Source organism: Sphingobacteriaceae bacterium, from assembly GCA_002319075.1.
In the GTDB taxonomy this organism is placed as follows: Bacteria; Bacteroidota; Bacteroidia; order B-17B0; family Aurantibacillaceae; genus Aurantibacillus.
On sequence record NVQB01000001.1, the window covers coordinates 85,393 to 100,400 of the forward strand.

Sequence of the window (15,008 nt, forward strand, 5' to 3'; positions counted from 1 at the left end):
CTGTTGCTGCATGTGCTAAACTGATTTTTCTCTAAACTCTTACTGGAAAATTAAACCAGCCGGCCCCCCGGCAGATGTTGTGCATTTCTGTTTCAGGAATCTCACATCACAATTCACATTATTCATCATTAAAAAAATTATCATGAGCCAACATAAATCAAATTTCAATTTATCACAAGAGGTTAACCTTCTGGAAAACGAAAACTACAAAAATTATCTATCCATTATTTCCGAATACGGTGTTGCTCAAAGCGGCGGCTCCTTTCCGATCAGTCTGGCGCTGCAGGCCAGGAGACTTGTATTCGACGTCAACCTTTTGGTTTCGCCGGAAAGAAAACACGTTGTTTATTCAGAAATAATTTCAAAAAACTAATTATAATCCACACCCGAAATGTCAGAATCTATTTTCAAATACCACAAAAATTTTCCGCTCGAAAATGGCGGAAGTATTCCCGCCCTTGAAATTGTATACCATACATACGGCACCTTAAACGCCGATCGTTCAAATGTGATCTGGGTTGCTCACGCGCTAACGGCTAACAGCAACGTGTTTGACTGGTGGAATGGGTTGTTCGGAGAAAATTCATTCTATAATGCAAAAGACTACTTTATTGTGTGCGCAAACAATCTTGGGTCTTGTTATGGAACTACCGGCCCTCTCAGCCACAATAGTCATATTAACGCTGCCTGGTTTGATTACTTTCCGCAAATCACTATTAAGGATATGGTTCAGACTTTTGACCTGCTACGTCAGCATTTAGGACTGGAAAAAATCCACACGCTTATTGGCGGCTCGCAAGGCGGACAAATTGCACTGGAATGGTCCTTATCTCATCCGGATCTGGCAGAGCATCTTATTCTTGTAGCCACAAATGCGCAACATTCACCCTGGGGCATTGCTTTTAATGAATCTCAGCGCCTTGCTATTAAAGCCGACCGCACTTACTATTCAAACACACACGATGGCGGCGTAAAAGGGCTTGCTGCAGCCAGAAGCATGGCTTTATTAAGTTACCGTGGTTATGAAACTTATGCGCAAACTCAAAAGGATGCGCAGGTTGAAAAAACACGCAACTTTAACGCGGCGTCTTACCAACGTTACCAGGGCGAAAAACTAGTACAACGCTTCAATGCATATTCTTATGTGCGTTTGCTGGATGCCATGGATAGTCATAATATCAGTCGCGGAAGAAATTCAGGTTTGGAAGAAGTGCTAGCTACAGTGAAATCTCAAACCCTTGTCATATCAGTGTCCAGCGACATTCTTTTTCCCGTATCAGAACAAAAGTTTTTAGCAGAGCATATCAAAGATTCAACCTACGCAAGCATTGACTCAGCTTATGGACATGATGGATTTTTGATCGAAACTGAAAAATTAGCGCAGCTTATCTCCAGCTTTTATAAGTCACGGAAAAAAAATCCTGCAGCAAAAAAAGAAAGTAGAAAACAAAATTTATTAATCTCTCTATAACATACAAAATGGCAAAAAAATTAAAAATAGGTCTGTTTGGATTTGGCGTTGTTGGACAAGGCTTATATCATGTATTAAATAACAGTACCGGCTTTACAGCTGATATTGTAAAGATCGCAGTAAAAAACAAAGAGAAGGAACGCAGCATTTCAAAGGATCATATTACCTACGATAAATGGGAAATACTTGACAACCCGGAGATCGATGTGATTGTAGAGCTGATTGATGATGCGGACGAAGCATTTCACATTGTGAGTGAAGCATTAAAACGTGGAAAACACGTGGTGAGTGCTAATAAAAAAATGCTTGCTCTCCATTTGGAAGAACTATATGCTTTACAGTTAAAATACAATGTCTCGCTTTTGTATGAGGGCGCTGCGTGTGGAAGCATCCCTATTCTTCGTACCCTTGAAGAATACTTTGATAACGAAGAACTCGAAAAAATAACCGGTATTTTCAACGGCACAACGAATTATATTTTAAGTAAAACCATCAACGAAAACCTTTCCTATCCTGAAGCACTGAAACAAGCGCAGGAAAAAGGCTTTGCAGAATCTGACCCCACAAACGATGTAGAAGGTTTTGATCCCAAATTTAAAGCGGTGATTCTTGCTCTTCACGCTTTTGGGTTGATCATAAAACCAGAAGAAATCTTAAATCTTGGCATAACAACTTTAACTGAGAATGATATCCGCTACGCTTCTGAAAAAGGCTACAAATTAAAATTGACGCCCGTAATTCAACGTTTAAAAAACAATAAAGTAACAGCGCTTGTAGCACCACGTTTTGTGAAAGAAAGCAGTCAATTGTTTAATGTAGAGAACGAATTTAACGGTGTTATTGTAGAAGGCCGGTTTTCAGGAGAACAGTTTTTGCAGGGTCGCGGCGCGGGCAGTTTACCTACCGGAGCGGCAGTGCTGTCTGATATCTCCGCTCTTTCTTACGGCTATAAATATGAATACAAAAAGCACACCCAGGTGCATGCCGCTGAATTTACAGATGATGTGTTGGTTGAAATTTATTTAAGATATACTACCGCCAAAGACCTTGAACACATAACCTTTGAAGAAGTGACGGAAAAATATACCGGAAGCGAATACAATTATAACATCGGAAAAGTGAATCTCAGAACACTGATCGCTAACCGGGACTACATTTTAAAAAACAATTTATTTGTGTCTTTAATAAATGAGACTGTTTCTCTTAAAACAGCGGAAGATACAACCGATAAACAAAAAGCAATGAAGACGGCATTTTCAGCTTAACTCTTCCGCTAAATTATTAATAACCTTTAAATAAACGAAACATGTCAATCAGATTAGGAGACCTCGCACCCGACTTCACAGCAGAGTCAAGCACCGGAACAATTAAGTTCCACGAATTTTTAGGAAATAACTGGGGGATTTTATTTTCGCATCCTGCAGATTTTACACCTGTTTGTACAACCGAACTTGGAAGCGTAGCCAAATTAAAACCAGAGTTTGATAAGCGCGGCGTTAAAGTTATAGCATTAAGTGTTGATGCCGTTGAATCTCACTTACGCTGGATCAAAGACATTAACGAAACACAAAATACTACCGTAAATTATCCCATCATCGCAGATCCGGATTTTGAAGTTGCGAAACTCTACGGCTTCGTGCATCCGAATGCCTCCGATAAATTTACCGTGCGCTCTGTTGCAGTTATTGGTCCGGATAAAAAAATAAAATTGCTAATCACCTACCCTGCGTCCACCGGAAGAAACTTTGATGAAATATTACGGGTGATCGACTCTTTGCAACTTACTGCCAATTATAGTGTAGCAACTCCTGCCAACTGGAAACAGGGAGACGATGTGGTAGTATCTGCCGCTATTAAAACAGAAGATATTCCTGCTAAATTTCCAAAAGGATTTACAGAAATCAAACCTTACTTAAGAACAACGCCGCAACCCAATCTTTAAAAAATTAGCCGCGTAGTTGCACCATATTTGTTGTTTAGGGAAAACAGATCACTACACAACTGCGTGGCTTTTACAAAATTACAACATGAAAAAAATTAACCTGAGCGAAAATGGTCCGGAAGTTTCTCCATTGATTTACAGTTTCTGGAGAGCTATGGAAGATAAAGATGGTGTGACCTACGAATCTATTCTGGGCAAGTTAGACGCGTGTCTCGAATTGGGCATTAACACTTTCGACCATGCAGATGTTTACGGCAATTACAGGGTAGAAAAATTATTCGGAAAAGCTTTAAAAGAAAGTCGCGTTAAGCGCGAAGAGATTGTTATTTCAACAAAGTGCGGAATAAACAATGTTGACCAATTGCGACCTGCTTATAGAACCCGTCATTACGACAGCAGTTCTGAATACATTCGTAGCAGTGTTGAAAAATCTTTAGAGAACCTCGGTACAGATTACCTGGATATCCTATTATTGCATCATCCAGATCCCCTGATGGATGCCGACGATACCGCTTCAGAGCTAACCAAACTCGTAAACAAAGGATTGGTAAAATACATTGGGGTAGCTAACTTTACGGTGCATCAGCATAGGCTATTGCAATCGAGATTAAGCATACCTATTATAACAAATCATCTGGAATTAAATGTTATGAATACTTCTGCTATTAAAGACGGCACACTTGATTTTATCAAGGAACACTATAGCAAACCACTCGCCTGGTCGCCCCTGGCGGGGGGACGTTTGGTAGATGAAAATGATGCAGCCACCTACAATGTGCGTAATACCTTAAAAAAACTGGCAGCCAATTATAATTGCAACGAAGAACAAATAGCTATAGCCTGGTTATTGCGTTTGGGAGCATTACCCATACTTGGAACAAATAGTATAAGCAGAATAAAGAACGCCGCTTCTGCTGTAACAATTGAATTAGATAAACAAGATTGGCACGAAATTTATTTTTCGGGGCTTGCAACAAACTAGTACAATGCAATTACAATACACACTCGAATTATTAGGCACAGGATTATTCGCCATTTCAGGAGCTCTGGCAGCAGATGAAAAATCAAAACCCGATTGGTTTGGAGTAACATTTATTGGTTTTATTACAGCTATTGGCGGCGGCAGTATCCGTGACATCCTTATTGGAAGCTACCCCCTGGCCTGGGTAAAAGATATTAACCTGATGTATGCTATTTTCGCCGGAATTGTTTTAGCCAGCTTATTTTATAAAACCCTTATCCGCTTAAGACGAAACTTATTCTTGTTTGAGACTTTAGCAATTGCCATGTTCACCATCATTGGCACAGAAAAAGCTGTAAATTTTGGTTTAAATCCGCTTATAGCCGCGATCATGGGCATGTTTTCGGCTGTAATGGGCGGTGTTCTGCGGGATGTGCTGACAAATGAAATTCCCCTTTTATTCAGGAAAGAAATATACGCGACCGCCTGTCTGGCAGGTGCCTTTTTGTATTTGGTACTTGACCATTTCGGATGCAGCCGTACACCAACTATTATTATTTCATCTGTTCTCATTGTTGCCATACGCATTGCTTCTGTAAAATGGAACCTGAGTTTACCAAAATTCAGAAGTGATGTAACTCCCACATAAAATAAAATAACTATGAAAATAAATATAAAACGGATTGGTGAAAATTTCAACCTTCAGGCTACCAGTGAAGAAGGGCATGCTTTTATAATGGACGCTTCACAAGACATTGGCGGCGAAAATACAGGAATGCGGCCTATGCAGGTTTTGTTAAGCTCTTTAGGAGGCTGCAGCGCTATTGACGTGATACTCATTCTGAAAAAACAGAAACAGGAAGTAGATTCCTTTGAGGTAGAACTTACAGGCGATCGTGAAAAGATCGAAGACTACTCGCTCTTTAAGAACATCATTCTTCACTTTAAAATAAAGGGAAAGCTAGAGTTTGAAAAAGTAGAACGCGCCGTAAAGCTTTCGCTCGAAAAATACTGCTCCGTAGCAAAAACACTTGAACCCACAGCAAACATTACTTACAAAATCACTTTAAACTAATGAACGACAAACATTTTGAAACACAAGCCATCCGCGCGCAAATGGAGCGGAGTCAATACAACGAACATTCTGCTCCGCTTTACCTTACCTCCAGTTTTGTATTTGATACCGCTGAAGAAATGCGCGCAGCCTTTAATGATGAATCTCATGAGTTTATATACTCACGTTACAGTAATCCAAACACCGATGAGTTTGTGTATAAAATGTGTTTATTGGAAGGCGCCGAGTCCGGACTAAGCTTCGCCTCTGGCATGGCCGCCATTTATAACAGCATGGCTGCCTTGCTGAAGTCTGGTGACCATGTGATATCCTGTTCTTCAGTTTTCGGTGCCACCCATACCATTTTTCATAAATACTTTCCTAAATGGAATATCACTTATTCGTATTTCGACGCTAATAAGCCTGAACAAATTGAAAGCCTGGTAAAAAAAGAATCTAAAATTTTGTTTGTGGAAACGCCTACAAATCCTGCCATTGAGGTTATTGATCTGGAACTACTTGGTAAGCTGGCTAAGAAACACAACTTAATTTTGATCGTCGACAATTGTTTTGCCACTCCCTACATTCAAAAGCCAATTATTTATGGGGCTGACATTGTTGTGCACTCCGCTACCAAGTATATCGACGGACAAGGCCGTGTACTGGGCGGTGTAGCTGTTGGAAAAACAGATCTTATCAAAGAAATTTATTTGTTCAGTCGTATTACCGGACCTTCGCTCTCTCCTTTTAACGCCTGGACCTTGAGTAAAAGTCTCGAGACCCTGGCCTTACGCATGGACCGTCATTGCGAAAATGCTTTGTTCGTTGCCGAAAAACTAGAGAGCAGCACCCAACTTGATTTTGTGAAATATCCTTTTTTAAAGTCACATCCCCACTATGAACTTGCAAAAAAACAAATGAAATTAGGTGGCGGAATTATTACTTTTTCTGTAAAAGGCGGTTATGAATCGGCGAAGAAATTCCTTGACGCGTTAAAAATGATTAAGATCTCTCCCAACTTAGGAGACTCGCGCAGCATTGCCACGCATCCCGCCTCTTCTACCCATTGCAAACTCAGCGAAGAAGAACGCCTGGCAGTAGGCATATTACCCGGACTCATTCGTATATCTGTAGGGCTTGAAAATAAAGAAGATATTATAAATGATATTTTGCAGGCTTTGAAATCAACTTAAAAATAATTCATTTTCGTAATTCCTTGAATAAGCAGTTTGACTTTACCTTGTTTATTTTTAATTTAACCTTAGTTTTTTTAAAAAATAAATTTAAAGCATGAAACCTACAGACAACCACAACCAGCGCATGGCCGAAATGACCTTCTCTTCTGTTTACCCTTTGTATCTTGCAAAAATAGAAAAGAAAGGTAGAACAAAAGAAGAATTGCAACAGGTAATACAATGGCTGACCGGCTTCAACGAAAAAAAACTGCAGGAATTGATTGCAGAAAAAGTAACTTTCGAAACCTTTTTTAAAAAGGCTAAACTTCATCCAAATGCCAGTCTTATCACAGGAATGATTTGCGGCTATCGCATAGAAGAAATCGAAAATCCTTTAACGCAGCAAGTACGTTACCTGGATAAACTGGTAGACGAATTAGCAAAAGGGAGAAAAATGGAAAAGATCTTACGGACAGCTTAAAACCTCATTTAATTATTTTTTATATTTGATTTATTCATGAAAAACAAAGAGTCCTTAGTCATTTGCGCCTCTCTTTTTATGCTTTTTATTTTTTCATTTCAGAATACATGCGTTCAGGGTTTTGAAAGATGCAGGCTGGTGTTCTTAAACAAAATAAACTAATAGATCGTGATTCAATTAATAAGAACCAATTCAACGCATCCTGATTTTCGCGAGCTTGTAAAGGAGCTGGATAAAGAGCTAAGAATCCGGGATGGTGAAGATCATTCTTTCTTTGCACAGTTCAATAAAATTGACGCCATAAACTGCGTAATACTCGCGTTTGACGATCAACAAGCAGTTGGCTGTGGAGCAATAAAAGAATATGCTGATAAAGTGATGGAGGTAAAAAGAATGTATGTTCGTCCGGATGAGCGCGGCAAAGGCATAGCTACACAGGTTTTACAAGAACTTGAAAAATGGTGTAAAGAATTATATTTTAAAAAGTGCATTCTGGAAACTGGAGAGAAACAACCGGAAGCAATAAAGCTATACCTCAAGAACAATTACACTATCATACCTAATTATGGTCAATATGCCGAAGTTGAAAGCAGCGTATGTTTTGAGAAAAAAATAAGCAAATAATCTATTCAAGCCAAAAATGTATATGGACTTATATTATAGGGACGCGGAAGTTCACGACTGTTACTTGTAAACGGAAACCGCAAATCTTTCTAAGCTCTCCCGGGTATACTCTCAGGAACAAATGGTTTAAAGGAAAGACAATTTAATAATTGATGAAACCTGCGTTCTAAAGAATACTGCCGCAAAGATCTTTGTAAAAGAGAACTATTGCAGGACTCTTGTTTTCGAAAAAACACTACTTATTGCTGATCCTTAAGCAAAAGTTTTCTACGCAAAAATAAAAAGAAATGTTGAAGGGGAATTCCAGGGCAAAATTAAAGATAGGTATCTGACTGTCTATCATTTTAATTTGTAATCGGCATCAGAAGTTAAAAAACTTTAGTTCATTTAAAGTATGGATTCAACCGGTTATTGACATTTATTGTCCATTTAAAAGAATAGGTACGAAAATTTTATGTTCATCCTTAATTTGGAGTAAGACAAATAAATTTATTCTAAACTCCCTGTCATGCAACAACATTTACAAACAAAATTCTTAGCGTTCCTACTGTCGTTAATCTTAATAACCAACCAATGCGACGCGCAAATTGATTCTGTACTTGCCAGACAATTGCAACAAATTCTCGACAAACGTATACAGTCTTATGGTGAGCACGGTGTATCGGCAACCGTTATAATGCAAAATGGAGCAACCTGGAAAGGCACTGCAGGACTGGGTAAAAACGGGATCTCTATAAGCGACTCGACCGTTTTTCATGGCGCCAGTATTACTAAATGCAACATTGCAACCCTAATGCTTTTACTCGCTGAAGACGGGCTCATTCATCTCGATTCTTCCTGGCACAAATACATTACGCTAAATGTCAGTTTTAATCCCAGCATTACAATCCGGCAATTGCTTAGTCATACAAGTGGAATAAAAGATTATCTAGAAGTTGCAGGTAGTGGTACTCTCGTTACCAGTGATTTTAATCACGCATTTACCCCTATAGAGATTCTTGAAACTCATGTAAGCGGCACTCCAGACTTCGCGCCGGGAACTAACTTTAAGTATTCGACAAGTAATTATGTATTAGCAGCGCTTATTGCGCAAACTGTTACAGGCCATCCTGTTCAGGAAGAATTAAGATCAAGAATCTGGGCTCCGCTCGGCATGAGCCACACTTACTTTGGTGGATTTGAAAACTATTCAGAAGCAAGTGCGGGTGTATGGTGGGATTTCGAAGGGGGATTACAGGATTACAGTAACAGCCCTGAGACCTCGATGCTGACTTATGGCTTTGGTGGTAATTAGGTGACAAGTGTTTACCTGTGATCTCCTGAGACCTCGATGCTGACTTATGGCTTTGGTGGTGCAAACATTATTTCAACACCTGCAGATCTTGCTCTTTTTGCACGTGCGCTTCTCACAGGTTCATTGTTGACGCAAAGTTCACTCAATCAGATGAAAACTATTGTTCCAAACAGTGCTTCCTATTGGGCAGGTTATGGCCTGGGAATTCATCACGCTTTGTCATATGCCTCAGCAGATATGTTTGGGCATGATGGATATTACACAAATCTTTCAGATATGTTTCACAGCAACGACTTTGGATTTACGCTGGTTACTATGAACAACACTCAGACTCAACCATTTGGCATGTTTAACCAAATGTATAATGCCCTGCGAACTTATATCAAAACTGTAGGTATGCAAGAAAAAACATTATCCTCATCTTTCCATATTTTTCCTAATCCTGTTAGTGGAAATCTTTTTATTGATATGCAAATAATTAGGCACGAGGCCCAAATCACTATCATGACTTTGGATGGAAAAATTTTATTTAAAAATATTCAAAGAGACATTCAACATTTGGAAATAGACACCAGATCTATCCCGGTAGGAGTTTACATGATTCAGGTTCAGGGTGAAAATTTTATTAAACAGAAAAAACTAATTGTCTCAAATTAGAGAATTCTAAGGACATGATATCCCGATTTTAACTGCTCTAGTATAATTTCCTGCGGTTATAGCAACGATTTGCGACCTCTCCGACGAACGGAACGCAAAGAACTTTATACTGGATCTCAGAAAACCATAGCGACTTAAATGCGCGGATGAATAACATTAGAATTTAAAACTGATCTTTGTTTTTGATTTCACTTTTTTTGAAAAACACTTTAAAGTCTGGTAATCTTGACTATTACTGGTTTTATACCCCAAACTTTGCCGAATAATCAACAATAGCCTGTTGCACAATTTGCCTCGCTGTCTCACTATCTCTAAATTCAATTACCTCTACAGTCTTTTTCTCAAGTCGTTTGTATTCTTCAAAAAAATGCTTGATCTCATTAGAAAAATAAGGCGGCAAACTTTCCAGATCATTGATGTAATTCACTCTGACGTCATTTGCCGCAACAGCAATAATTTTATCGTCGCTCTCACCACCATCAATCATTCGCATAACGCCAATAATTTTTGCTGATACCAGGCACATTGGAACAATGTTTACCTGAGAAATTACAAGAATATCCAGCGGATCATTATCATCACAGTAGGTCTTCGGGATAAAACCATAATTTGCAGGATAATCTACAGATGAATAGAGCACCCTGTCGAGTTTCAACAAACCAGTTTCTTTATCAAGTTCATATTTTGCCCTACTTCCTTTAGGAATCTCGATAATGGCATTAACAACTGCTGGTGCATCTATTCCAAAAGAAACAGAGTGCCATGGATTAAAAATTAGTGTGTTGGAATCTTGCATTTATATTTCCTGTAAAATTTGTAAAGTTTTTGCCGGATAGCCGAAAACCCGTCCTGACAAAGATTTCGGCAGCAAGTTATTACAAATACAAATTGAAAATTAAAAAGCTATACTAAATAAGCAAAATTATGAAAGGACCTTATCTTAATAATTCCTCTACGCGTTTAACAAGTTCTTTGGTAGAAAAAGGTTTGGTTACGTACAGATCCGCGCCGAGTTTATACCCTTTTTGAATATCACTTTCTTTTGTTTTAGCACTTAAGAAAACAACTTTGCTATGTTTCAGCTTTTTGCTGGACTTAATATGTTTGCAGATCTCATAACCATCCACATCCGGCATCATAATATCCAGCAAAGTAAGATCAGGGGTGTTTTCATTTAACAGCTCTAATGCCTCGGTCCCATTTCGCGCAATTAAAACATCGTATCCGCTTTTGCGCATTAAAAATTCAAGCGACATTAAAATATTGGGGTCGTCGTCAACCAAAAGTACTTTACGAGAATCTGCGTCCATCTTTATTTAAACATTTCTGGCTACGAAATTAGGAATTAAAAATACAAATCTGGAACCTTTTCCTTCCTCACTTTCCACCCATATCTTTCCACTATGCATGGTCACAATCTTTTTAGAAATAGCTAGTCCCAATCCGCTTCCTTCCGGCTTCTTCAATGTTTGGTTGCGCGCCTGAAAAAACTTGTCAAACAAAAAGGGATGCACCTCTTTGGGAATGCCTTTACCATTATCCTGTATGGTAACAATAATTTCGTCGTGGTTGTCAACCACAATAAATTCTATATGCCCATGCTCAGGTGTAAATTTAATAGCGTTCCCCAAAAGATTAATCATCACCTGTCGCAGCAAATCTTTGTCTGCGTGCAATAACAAGGTACTGTTAGGGTGAACAAGTTTTAAATTTATATTTTTATTTCTTGAAAGAGGTTCTAAAGAATCGTAAGCATCTTTTGCAAGATCGATCATACTAAAAGATGAAAGATTAAGTTTTTGCCTTCCACTTTCATAACGTTCGAGGTTAAGCACTTGTGTAATCAAGTGACTGAGACGTTCGGTTTCTTTAGCAATTTTCCCTAAAAAATCACTTCGCTGACCTTCTTCCATGTCTGGGTTGTCGTGTACAATTTCAGAAATGGCTCTAATCGAGGTTAAAGGAGTTCTGATCTCATGTGTTACAGTGTAGAGAAATTCATCTTTCAGAGCATCCATATCCTTCAACTGATTGTTCGCATTTCTTAACTCCCCGGTGGCTTTAGTGAGCTCCAATGATTTTTTTCTAAGCTCTTTATTTACTTCCATCAATTGTTGCGACTCATGAAGAATTTTCAAAACTTCATCGATGCTTATTTCCTCCTCTTTGGTAACAGATTGTACCATAATACGCGCCGAGGCAGAACCAATAACCCCTGCAAGAATCTTTTCAGAAAAATCAACAAGACGTGGATCAGCCTCCTTGTTATGATCAATAGATATTTTATTCCGTTGAGCGTAAGAATCGATAAGGTTCCGCGCCCGTTCTTCACCCAAAAAATTAATGAGCAGAGCATTTAGGTCGGGAATATAAGCTACGCCCTTCCAAACACCTTGATTATCTAGCTCTGCGTGCTTGTAGATATTTACAAAAAGTTCTGCCTGGTAAAGTTCCTGAGCCTTTTGTTTACTGTATATAGAAAAGAAAACAAAGCAAACAAGGTTAAAAAACATGCTCCAGATAAGAGAATGCGTAATACTATCAAATCCCTGCAAGCCAAACAGGGCGTTTGGTTTCAACCAGGACTGGCCGAACAATCCATCTGTAACAAGCGAAGCTCCCATAACCCCTGAATTTGCAAGAGATGGCACTACCAGAGTATAAAACCAAATAATAAAGCCAGCAATAATACCCGCCAATGCGCCGTTCTTTGAAGCGCCTTTCCAATAAATACCACCAATAATCGCCGGCGAAAACTGGGTCACGGCAGCAAAAGAAACGAGTCCTAATGAAACCAAAGAGAAGTAATGTGCCACATGTTTTTCATATAAATACGCACAAATCAAAATAAGGATAATACTAAAGCGACGAACATATAAAATAAACTTACTGAATGAGGTGTCGATTTTAGTTTTAAAAGTTGGGTTACGAAGAAGCACCGGCATTAAAATCGTATTGCTAAGCATAGTACTAATAGCGATTGTTTCAACTATAATCATACTTGTTGCCGCCGAAAAACCACCTATAAAAATAAAAAGGCCAAGAATGTTATGGCCATAATGTAAGGGCAAAGCCAGCACATAAGTATCTGCATCTACTTTGCTGTTACCAAAAATTAATTCGCCGCCAAATGCTATAGGCAAAACAAAAATATTAATCACAAATAAATAAAGCGGAAATAACCAGACTGCTTTTTTCAAATGCACCTCCTTAATATTTTCAACAACACTTACCTGGAATTGTCGTGGTAAAAAAAGCACAGCCATCATAGAAGCAAAAATCATAAAGAGCCAACTTATGTAAGATGAACTTCCTTGTAAAACAAAAAGTTTACTAAGGTTTTCGTCTTTGATCGCCTGTGAAAAAATGTCACCAAAGCCATTGAAGATCCCGTAAGTCACGAAAATTCCAGCGCAGATAAAAGCGAAAAGTTTAATGAGGGTTTCAAAAGCGATTGCAGCAACCAGGCCCTCATGCTTCTCCGTAGCATCTGCCGAGCGGGTTCCGAACAAAATAATGAAGACAGCCAGAATGATGGTAATAACAAAAGTACTGTTATCAAAAAAACCATTATCCACCGAATTACTTTTAACGATAATTTCAAAGCTTGCAGTGATCGCTTTAAGCTGAAGAGAAATATAGGGTATAACACCAATGATACAAAGCAAACTAACCACTACTGCAATTGAAAAGTTTTTGCCATAACGTGTAGAAATAAAATCAGCAATGCTATTTATACGCTGAAACTTTGTGATACGAATAATTTTACCAAGCACGGGGATCATAAACATGGCCATAATGGTCGGACCAATGTAAATAGCCAAAAACATAATGCCATCGCGTGTAGCTCTTCCTACACTTCCATAGTAAGTCCACGCGGTACAATAAACCGCCATTGAAAGTGAGTAAACGTAGGCATTATTAATAATGCTTCTTCCTTTCTTTAATAAGTACTCTGCATAATACGCAACACCAAAAAGCAGTAGTAAATAAAATAAGGCAGAAAGAATGACCAGCGTGTTATTCATTTGCGTTTTTGTTCTGAAGATCCTGAAGTATCCATTAAAATAAAAACTACGAGAATTAAAAACAACCAAATCCCAAATACATAAATATATAGTACAGGCACCGAAAACAATAAAGCTATTTTACTGGGTATAGAAATAAAAGGAAAATTTAGTAGCATCAAAGCAAATATACCGAGCAGAGCTGTTTTGAATATTTGTTTGCGAGTTTGCATTTTAATTTTTATTTCTGAATTCTTGCGAGCCGCAGTAAGATAGGAAATTTTATCTTCCTAACGATTTCTGCACCCCAGGCCTTTTGCAGTTCCGGGAGCATCGTTAAAACCGGATTTTCATTTTTCTGTTTCTCGTAATGCTTCACGGCTGACCATGTTTGAAGGTAACCAATTAATTGATCAAATGTCCACTCATACTCATTTGGAAATTCCGGAGCTATGAGTTCTTCAAAAGGAAAAGGAATAGTTTTATAATTTTCGTCAATGTACTTCCTTTCTTTGTCCCAATAACCACCTAAAACCTTACCATATAATTCTGAAATTACAGCATCGGTTTCTGTACCTGTTTTTAGTAAACCATATCCTATAACTGCTAGTACGCCTCCTCGCTTTATAGTTCGCTGAGCTTCTGCGTAAAAAGCCGCAAAATTAAACCAGTGGATTGCCTGTGCAACCGTTATAAGATCAAAAGAATTATCCGCAAATGAAGTTTTCTCTGCTGATTCCACCAGGTACTGAATATTTGCTTTGGCACTTGCTTCTTTAACTTGCGACTCACTTATATCACTGGCGTAAACCTGCTTAAAATTTTTCGAAAGCTCAAACGCCAGCTGACCATTCCCTGTTCCACAATCCCAGGCGCTTTCCCGCGTTCGTACAATTTCAGTTAGAAATTTTACCAGCGCAGATGGATAGCCTGGTCTGAATTTTAAATACTGTTCCGACTGTAGTGAAAAATTATCTTTCATTTCTACTTCTGTAAATTTACAAATGTTCAGTTAATGTTTTAATAAAAAACACCCAATGCTTACATCGGGTGTTTTTTACTTAAAGGTCTTTTGAGCTTTTTGGAAGTTTTCTGTATTCATCCTGCAGGGCGTAATAACCAAAAATTGCAAGACCAGTACAAATGGGAATAAAGATAAATAAGATAATTCCCCATTGCAACGCTGTATTTGTTCTGGCAATGCCCTCTTTGGCGGCATGCGTTTTTTCAATCGCCTGCATAAACATAAAGATTACTGCTGAAGGAGCCAGTAGTATCCAAACCACTCCTAGTATTTTTTTTAATCCGTTCATTGTGTTTAATTTAAAAGTTTATAATTTAT

The 15,008-nt window shown here is 38.5% G+C and carries 17 protein-coding genes; 12 read left to right on the plus strand and 5 right to left on the minus strand.

Annotated features, from left to right (window positions below; genetic code table 11):
- The first annotated feature begins 142 nt into the window (after positions 1-142).
- The 12 genes from CNR22_00365 (at position 143) to CNR22_00420 (ending at position 9,659) form a co-directional block, all read left to right on the plus strand.
- The gene (locus CNR22_00365) at positions 143-373 is read left to right on the plus strand and encodes a hypothetical protein (GenBank protein PBQ30273.1); all 231 of its coding nucleotides are present in this window, start codon (positions 143-145) and stop codon (positions 371-373) included.
- Positions 374-391: 18 nt separating this feature from the next.
- Complete coding sequence (metX, locus tag CNR22_00370; protein PBQ30274.1) at positions 392-1,471, plus strand: homoserine O-acetyltransferase; 1,080 nt, start codon at positions 392-394, stop codon at positions 1,469-1,471.
- A gap of 8 nt (positions 1,472-1,479) precedes the next feature.
- Positions 1,480-2,736: a homoserine dehydrogenase gene (locus CNR22_00375; protein PBQ30275.1), complete on the plus strand. Its 1,257-nt coding sequence runs from the start codon at positions 1,480-1,482 to the stop codon at positions 2,734-2,736.
- A gap of 41 nt (positions 2,737-2,777) precedes the next feature.
- The gene (locus tag CNR22_00380) at positions 2,778-3,413 is read left to right on the plus strand and encodes a peroxidase (protein ID PBQ30276.1); all 636 of its coding nucleotides are present in this window, start codon (positions 2,778-2,780) and stop codon (positions 3,411-3,413) included.
- Positions 3,414-3,498: 85 nt separating this feature from the next.
- Positions 3,499-4,395 carry an aldo/keto reductase gene (locus CNR22_00385; GenBank protein ID PBQ30277.1) on the plus strand — a complete coding sequence of 299 codons (897 nt, stop codon included), beginning with the start codon at positions 3,499-3,501 and terminating at the stop codon, positions 4,393-4,395.
- Between the two features lie 4 nt (positions 4,396-4,399).
- Positions 4,400-5,023: a hypothetical protein gene (locus CNR22_00390; GenBank protein PBQ30278.1), complete on the plus strand. Its 624-nt coding sequence runs from the start codon at positions 4,400-4,402 to the stop codon at positions 5,021-5,023.
- Positions 5,024-5,035: 12 nt separating this feature from the next.
- Positions 5,036-5,449 (plus strand): disulfide bond formation regulator, encoded by a 414-nt coding sequence (locus tag CNR22_00395; GenBank protein ID PBQ30279.1) that lies wholly within the window; start codon positions 5,036-5,038, stop codon positions 5,447-5,449.
- Complete coding sequence (locus CNR22_00400; GenBank protein ID PBQ30280.1) at positions 5,449-6,621, plus strand: O-succinylhomoserine sulfhydrylase; 1,173 nt, start codon at positions 5,449-5,451, stop codon at positions 6,619-6,621. The genes CNR22_00395 and CNR22_00400 overlap by 1 nt, the downstream gene beginning before the upstream one ends.
- A 97-nt stretch (positions 6,622-6,718) precedes the next feature.
- Positions 6,719-7,084 (plus strand): hypothetical protein, encoded by a 366-nt coding sequence (locus CNR22_00405; GenBank protein PBQ30281.1) that lies wholly within the window; start codon positions 6,719-6,721, stop codon positions 7,082-7,084.
- A 168-nt stretch (positions 7,085-7,252) separates the two neighbouring features.
- The gene (locus CNR22_00410; GenBank protein PBQ30282.1) at positions 7,253-7,708 is read left to right on the plus strand and encodes a GNAT family N-acetyltransferase; all 456 of its coding nucleotides are present in this window, start codon (positions 7,253-7,255) and stop codon (positions 7,706-7,708) included.
- 508 nt (positions 7,709-8,216) lie between these two features.
- Positions 8,217-9,002, plus strand: coding sequence for a hypothetical protein (locus CNR22_00415; protein PBQ30283.1), 786 nt, complete (start codon positions 8,217-8,219; stop codon positions 9,000-9,002).
- A gap of 36 nt (positions 9,003-9,038) precedes the next feature.
- Complete coding sequence (locus CNR22_00420) at positions 9,039-9,659, plus strand: hypothetical protein (protein ID PBQ30284.1); 621 nt, start codon at positions 9,039-9,041, stop codon at positions 9,657-9,659.
- Positions 9,660-9,900: 241 nt separating this feature from the next.
- Here the strand turns inward: CNR22_00420 and CNR22_00425 are convergent, their stop codons facing one another.
- The 5 genes from CNR22_00425 to CNR22_00445 form a co-directional block, all read right to left on the minus strand.
- Positions 9,901-10,455, minus strand: coding sequence for an inorganic pyrophosphatase (locus CNR22_00425; protein PBQ30285.1), 555 nt, complete (start codon positions 10,453-10,455; stop codon positions 9,901-9,903).
- Between the two features lie 139 nt (positions 10,456-10,594).
- A complete protein-coding gene (locus tag CNR22_00430; GenBank protein ID PBQ30286.1) occupies positions 10,595-10,969 on the minus strand; it encodes a response regulator in 375 nt (124 codons plus the stop codon).
- A gap of 6 nt (positions 10,970-10,975) precedes the next feature.
- Positions 10,976-13,687: a histidine kinase gene (locus CNR22_00435; protein ID PBQ30287.1), complete on the minus strand. Its 2,712-nt coding sequence runs from the start codon at positions 13,685-13,687 to the stop codon at positions 10,976-10,978.
- Positions 13,688-13,907: 220 nt separating this feature from the next.
- Entirely contained in the window at positions 13,908-14,648 is a 741-nt protein-coding gene (locus tag CNR22_00440) for an SAM-dependent methyltransferase (GenBank protein ID PBQ30288.1), read from the minus strand.
- A gap of 79 nt (positions 14,649-14,727) precedes the next feature.
- Positions 14,728-14,979 (minus strand): hypothetical protein, encoded by a 252-nt coding sequence (locus tag CNR22_00445; protein PBQ30289.1) that lies wholly within the window; start codon positions 14,977-14,979, stop codon positions 14,728-14,730.
- Positions 14,980-15,008 lie beyond the last annotated feature (29 nt).

Bases quoted from the DNA above. Each gene is read 5' to 3' on its own strand.
- CNR22_00365 (PBQ30273.1), top strand. From the start codon at position 143: ATGAGCCAACATAAATCAAATTTCAATTTATCACAAGAGGTTAACCTT.
- metX (PBQ30274.1), top strand. From the start codon at position 392: ATGTCAGAATCTATTTTCAAATACCACAAAAATTTTCCGCTCGAAAAT.
- CNR22_00375 (PBQ30275.1), top strand. From the start codon at position 1,480: ATGGCAAAAAAATTAAAAATAGGTCTGTTTGGATTTGGCGTTGTTGGA.
- CNR22_00380 (PBQ30276.1), top strand. From the start codon at position 2,778: ATGTCAATCAGATTAGGAGACCTCGCACCCGACTTCACAGCAGAGTCA.
- CNR22_00385 (PBQ30277.1), top strand. From the start codon at position 3,499: ATGAAAAAAATTAACCTGAGCGAAAATGGTCCGGAAGTTTCTCCATTG.
- CNR22_00390 (PBQ30278.1), top strand. From the start codon at position 4,400: ATGCAATTACAATACACACTCGAATTATTAGGCACAGGATTATTCGCC.
- CNR22_00395 (PBQ30279.1), top strand. From the start codon at position 5,036: ATGAAAATAAATATAAAACGGATTGGTGAAAATTTCAACCTTCAGGCT.
- CNR22_00400 (PBQ30280.1), top strand. From the start codon at position 5,449: ATGAACGACAAACATTTTGAAACACAAGCCATCCGCGCGCAAATGGAG.
- CNR22_00405 (PBQ30281.1), top strand. From the start codon at position 6,719: ATGAAACCTACAGACAACCACAACCAGCGCATGGCCGAAATGACCTTC.
- CNR22_00415 (PBQ30283.1), top strand. From the start codon at position 8,217: ATGCAACAACATTTACAAACAAAATTCTTAGCGTTCCTACTGTCGTTA.
- CNR22_00420 (PBQ30284.1), top strand. From the start codon at position 9,039: ATGCTGACTTATGGCTTTGGTGGTGCAAACATTATTTCAACACCTGCA.
- CNR22_00425 (PBQ30285.1), bottom strand. From the start codon at position 10,455: ATGCAAGATTCCAACACACTAATTTTTAATCCATGGCACTCTGTTTCT.
- CNR22_00430 (PBQ30286.1), bottom strand. From the start codon at position 10,969: ATGGACGCAGATTCTCGTAAAGTACTTTTGGTTGACGACGACCCCAAT.
- CNR22_00435 (PBQ30287.1), bottom strand. From the start codon at position 13,687: ATGAATAACACGCTGGTCATTCTTTCTGCCTTATTTTATTTACTACTG.
- CNR22_00440 (PBQ30288.1), bottom strand. From the start codon at position 14,648: ATGAAAGATAATTTTTCACTACAGTCGGAACAGTATTTAAAATTCAGA.
- CNR22_00445 (PBQ30289.1), bottom strand. From the start codon at position 14,979: ATGAACGGATTAAAAAAAATACTAGGAGTGGTTTGGATACTACTGGCT.